The organism is Streptococcus porci DSM 23759 (assembly GCF_000423765.1).
GTDB classification, from domain to species: Bacteria; Bacillota; Bacilli; order Lactobacillales; family Streptococcaceae; genus Streptococcus; species Streptococcus porci.
In genome coordinates this window covers 118,977-125,120 of the sequence record NZ_AUIP01000008.1, presented here as the reverse complement: position 1 = coordinate 125,120, position 6,144 = coordinate 118,977, and the positions used below count along the sequence as shown (strand labels likewise).

Sequence of the window (6,144 nt, the reverse complement as noted above, 5' to 3'; positions counted from 1 at the left end):
TTTATCCTTGTTAGCAGTGATTATTTCCCTTTTCGTGCCATAATCACTAGAATGTCTAATTGCATTTCGAGCTCTTTATTTCGTTTTCTGAGTTCCATCAACTCACGCTGTTCATCTGTCAGATTATCAACAGTTTTGAAGGAACCAGTTGTTCTTGCTTGTTTAACCCACTTGTCAAAGCTAGACGGGGTCAGGTCATACTCTTTGATAATCTCACTTCGCTTCATACCTGCATTGTGTAGGTCAACAAGAGTTGTTTAAACTCATCTGTGAAATGACGGCGAATTTTTCTAGACATATCTGTTCTCCTCTTTTCTTTAGTGTAGAACACTTTATTCTTCTGTCTAGTTTAGTGTAACCTATTCAAAGCAACCAATAAACTCATCAAGGACATCAAGAGGCAGGCTTTCGGGTTTAGGAACTTTAAGAACTTTAAAACTAAGATATATATCGCTTTGAATATACAAAAAGAGAGAACGAATGTCGTTCTCTCTAGGTAGAGCTTTTTATCTACCCACTACAGTTGACAAAGAGCCACAAATTATAGAGCCGTTATCTGTTATTGTCTGTATGGACAGGAGCTGTCAGTTCAACGCTTTTGTGACAAATGTCTAGCAAGATAAAGAGCAATTCCCATAATAGTGATACCTATTACAAGGAAAACTGCAATACCAATTCCTCCAGTGGCTGGAAGAGTTGGAGTCTTGTTATTAGCAATTTCTTTGCTAATAACATAGTTATTAGCTGACTCTTTCTCTGCTTTAACAGGAGACGACAGTTTTACATATCCTTTTGGAGCTTGTGTTTCCACAATCCAATAATCCTGTCCTGATAAGAGGTTGTCAAACTGTGCATTCCCTTGTTCATCTGTTGTCACTTCGATATCATGGGCGTTTTCTGAATCAGACCATCTTGCATCAGATGGCACAACCATCCCCTCCCAGGTATCACTAACATAACGACGGATAAACTTGCCTGCTCTAGCGTTTTCTTCACTATCAGCAATCTTAAACTTAGCTCCTGAAAGTGCTTTTTGAGTATCGCTAGCATCAACTTTATGAAGTTTCAAATTCAACAAACGCTTATTTGTAACATCAACAGTGTAAATTCGATTATCGTTTTTTACTCCGATGGACTCAAAATCTTGACCCGGGTTGCCCCAGCCGGTATCATTTACGGCCGAAGGTTTCGATACAGTCGTGAATTTACCATTACTATCTAATTGCAAAACAATGTCGCCATCAAGTTTTTGATAGCCTGGTGGAGCAGCAACTTCACGTAGTTTATAGGTAACTGTTCCTGAAGTTGGAATTGGAATATTTCCAATATAGGCTATCCCTTGACTTCTATGATTAGCTTGGTCAGTGATGACACCTGTTGTTACAGATGTAACATTCTCACCTTTCTCATTCTTAATGGTTACAAGGTTATCTGAACTATCATAGAGTGAAAACTCTGCACCAGATAGCCACTTTCCAGTTGCTAACTCTCTCTTACGAATACGAAGCGGAATCGTATTGTCTGTGTTACGGATCCATACTTCAGACAGTTCTTGTCCTGGAACGAGATTTATAGCTGGAATATTTGGAGCATCACTGCGACTAACCACACCCTGATAATTATCTTTAGACTCTGCCATGCTAATAGCACCATTGCTATCTATCGTCAATGCCCAATCTTCAGTTGGTAGTCTGTAGCCGTTTGGAGCTTTTGTTTCTTTAAGTTTGTAAGTTTCTGTACCAGTCAGTGGTAGCGGTAAATTACCAATATAGGCATCTCCTGAAGCGTCGGTAGTGACTTCCGTAACAGTATTACCATTTTTATCGGTAAAGGATACTGGAGTATTATCCTTCAACAACTGGAACGTGGCTCCCTCAGCGCGCCCCCACTCATTGTTATATTTGCGAATTCTAAAGCTTGTATTTGAAATTTCCTTACGAAGGACAAGACCGACACGCTCTGGTTCAACAACTTTGAGGTTATTGATTGTTCCTGCAAAAGAGTTCCATGCTGCTTTTGCTGATTCTTCACTAGTTTTAGGATTAAGTAGGTTAGCAGCTACTTCAGCTGGCGCCTGCATCGTTATAAAGACATCTTGCCCCGAAGGTATGGATGCAACACCATCTTTCAAGACCATCTTAAAACTATGTATAGTTGACCAATCAGTCACTCTATCAGCTAACATCCAGTTTGGATCTGTTGCACCACCTGGATTACTTGGTTTTTGTGACTGATCAGAATAATAGGCAACATTATAAATGTCATCACGTTTTGGATTAGTGGACGTGCTATAGTATACATCGACTTTCCCATCCCAAGCTGCTGGTAAATCAATTGGCCCTGTCATTGTCAAACCAAATTTACTGTCACGGGCTTTGTTACTAACAACAGTTAAGTCACCTACTGTTGGCAGAATGTCTATAAAAGCCATTCTACTAATAGCATTACCTGAGGTATTAGAAATATTTAGACGGTATAACACGCGACCCGACAAGTCTGCATGTCCCATTTTACTATAACCCGAATCAAGGTTACCTTTAACTGCCTTATTCAAGATGAGTGTATCATTACTAACAAAATTATAACGTGCTAATCCGTGAACAACCTGGTCAGTTGTTGATCCATTTTGGTTGTAGTCATTATTGTCTATCTGCAAATCACTATTACTACCTGCTTTTAGAGGAGTACTTGTAGAACCATAAGCGTCTATTTCCAATAATGATGACGCACTTTCAGATACCGTAACGTTAACTTCATAGGTCATGTACTTCCCTGGCTTGAGTTGTTTATCATTATCACCTTCCCACTCATAAACAATCAACTGACGTCCTGTTCCATTGAAGTTATCAATGATTTTTTTTACAGTACCTTTAGACTGACTGTAGGTCCAGTTCGGTTTTGACTTGTCTACTGTTACTCCTTTTGGAAGAAGCGTTGAAGCAACTAGTGATTGATCCATTGCTCGATTTGAACTATCTACATTCCGGAAAGTTACTTTAAGGCGATTGGCACCTGGTTTGGTTACGATATTCCCATCTCTAGTCAGAAGTTCTGGCGTTATCGTAGCCATCGCTGGAGTGTTATTTTTGGCTGCTATAAATGCTGTACGAGGACCGTATTCTGTTTTAATGTATTTATCTTCTTGCCATGTCCCCTGTTTGTAGGTTTGACCAATGGATGGGTAACGGACAAAATCAATATTTCTAGCACCTGACTCATCAAAATTAACCATCGCTATGCGACCAAAAGTATAGGATTGATTTTTCACATATTGTGGCTTGCTATTGTTCAAGTTTGGATTGATCGTATAGGTATCGATGACTTGAGCTGCAAACCCGGCATTAAGGATTTCTGAGTTATCTTCTTTCCCCCATATAACCTCATATGACTTAACATGGTCTGTGGCAGCTAGGCCAAGGTCAGACCGTGTAAGTGTCGTATGGTTGAAACTCAATCCTTGTCCACCACTGGTAGTAGTCCCCCATGGTTCTGTGTAAGTAATAGGATACTCACCTGGTTTGAAAACTTTTGTTTTAGTTGTTCCATCTTTGAGAGTCATTTTAACTGTCAAAGTAGGGTAGTTGGTAGAAGTTCCACCTGAAATCTTCCCCCCCTGAACTTGCCCATTAACATTAGAATAAGCAAAGAAAGTCCCAAGTGTCGGTTTAATCTCACTAAGTTCCAAATTATCATCCACATCCCTATGAATCCCTACATAGCGGTAATCATTCTTAAATGGATTATAATCCCCGTAACCTGGATTTTCTGTCCACCAACTTGGTCTTGACGGTGTCCCCATAACCTCTCGTTGTCCACTAGATACTAATGTTGGTGGGGTATCAATCGTAGTTGTCTCTGTGATAGGAATCCAAACCTGGTTCCTGCCAAGTTTAAAATAAAATTTAGCATTTGACTGGTCATAGTAGATATAGGCATCATTTGTTTGATCACTGTTGACACGATTATTTCCAGCATTGTCATAGAATGTATATTTTGTACCGTTCACAGTAATCTCTGCCACTCGTCTAGGATGCGTCCCTTGGTTCCATACGATTGATATATTTACTGGTGTAGTACGATTATTTCGAGTATTAGTTGCAATGCCCTGATAACCACCGAATGTTAAATTATTATAATAGGTTCTATTTGCCAATATTGTTGGCATATACATCATGGTAAAGGTAAGTTTTGTGGATGGGCTATTTTCAACTGTGGGATTAGGATTGGCATTAGAAAGATCTCCTAACCCACCATTACCGTTTGATGGCCCTCTATTGAAACCATAAACATATGTTCCGTTACTTGGCGGTAATGGAGTTGATGGAGAAGCTACTATTCCATTCACTTCATTAGATTTAGTTGAAATGGTTTCATTGAAATTGGTCGTTGCTGTCCCAGTCGCCGTATTTTTAAATATTGCGCCACTTGTATTTGGTGCTTTTGTAGAAAATATGACTTCATCTGACCACAAATAACCTTTTGTAGCTAAGTTATTTTTTTGCTGAGCTATACTTGGTGCTGTAAACTTCTTACTTGAATCTCCAACGAAGGTAAGGCCACTTGGGTTGTCATCTTTTATCGTGATAGTTTCACCTGGCTTGAGATACTGTCCCCCGGTATTAGCCATCGAAACCGTTGCTTTGACTTTCCACTGAACCACGTCCCCTGGTGAGACCGACTGAGATGCATCGCCATTTTTACCTAGGTACTGCTTTGTAACGGTCAAATCAGGCTTACTAGATTCAACAACAGTAGATACGTCTGTTCCACTATTATAGACCACTTTTCCATCAGCCTCCACAACAGCTTGTACAGCCATCAAATCTCCATTTGGAATGATTCCGTTAGTGGAATTAATTTGAAGTTCTGTGGCGTAATTTTGTCCTGTTGTTAGTTGTGGAATAGTCCACGTCAATGTCTTTTTATCACTACTTAGAACCGGCTGTACCCCAGCAATTGTCATTCGACTCACATCTGATGATATTCGGTAATAGGTCGTATTTTCAGGCAACTTAATTGTTAACTTAACATTATTAACTGCTCCTTCTATTGCTCCAGAGGCCTTGACGTATAACTTAAAAATCCCGGTCTCTCCAGACTTAATCGTTGGACGCTCTGCCTCAATATACCCTGTTACTCCCTCGGCATTAGGGTCAGAAATCACACGTTCATCCCCAATAGAGGCCGAAAGCGTACTTGGTACAGCAAATAGACTAGTTGCTAAATTAGGAAAGATGCCGTTAATAGAAAATAGACTTGGAAAAATTGTACTACTAGTTTCCTCAGTCGAATTTTCTTGAGTATCTTCAGTTGCCTCTGATTGGTTTGATTCTACTTGTGGTTCCTCACTTGTAGTAGTCTGAGCTGTTTCATTATCTGTACTAAATATCTCTTCTGTATTTGAATCTGGATGACTTGAGCTTTCTGTAGTACCTTCACTAATGGAATTCTCCGTAGGTGTTGTCTGCTCATTTATATTCTCTGAACTAGAAGTTCCTTCTGTACTTGAATCTGACTGGTTTGGCTCTCCTTGAGTTTCCTCACTAGCGGTAGTCTGGCCTGCTTCACTATCCGAGCTAAAAGTCTCTGGATTATCCCCAGTAACTACCAAATGAGCTGGAAAGCTCTGAATCTTTTCAGAATCACTGATCTCGTCAAGATTTACAGGCTGAGTATTTGATGTTGTAGCAATCAGTTGTGCTTCAAATTTTCTATCTGAAACTAAAACAACTCTTATTTTCTTTTGATTATTTTGAAAATGTAATCTCAAAAAAGAACTTTGTGTAGTAGCATCTTTTGTCTTTTCTTCAATAAGAGTTCTTACATTGACAGTCTCACTACCCTCAAACCATTCTTCAGCGAGTAAAGCTTGATTTGCTGATACACTTTGCTCGACTTGATAGTTTATCCCATCTGGAAGTTCGATATCAACATCTTGAACAACTGACTCTGGTCGCTCAATCGTAAAAGTTGCTTCTTGATTAACCTTGAGTGATGCTGGCTGTGCCCCCTCTGCAGTCAATTCCACATTGTCTTTTATAATTTTTAATTCCCTGGTAGTAGCTATGTTGTCAGCTTTTACAACCTTCATGCTAGCCAAGGGGATTAAAGTATTAGCTGCCAACAATATTAGTAGCATAAAAT

The 6,144-nt window shown here is 39.5% G+C and carries 1 protein-coding gene and 2 pseudogenes; 1 reads left to right on the top strand and 2 read right to left on the bottom strand.

What is annotated here, in order from left to right:
• A pseudogene (locus tag G576_RS12220) lies at positions 1–298 on the bottom strand (transposase); the annotation flags it as partial.
• 67 nt (positions 299–365) lie between these two features.
• Between G576_RS12220 and G576_RS13515 the strand changes: the two are divergent.
• Positions 366–500 (top strand): annotated as a pseudogene (locus G576_RS13515) (transposase); the annotation flags it as partial.
• 89 nt (positions 501–589) lie between these two features.
• On the opposite strand, the gene G576_RS0103660 reads toward G576_RS13515, so the two are convergent.
• Complete coding sequence (locus tag G576_RS0103660; protein ID WP_027973446.1) at positions 590–6,139, bottom strand: SpaA isopeptide-forming pilin-related protein; 5,550 nt, start codon at positions 6,137–6,139, stop codon at positions 590–592.
• Positions 6,140–6,144 lie beyond the last annotated feature (5 nt).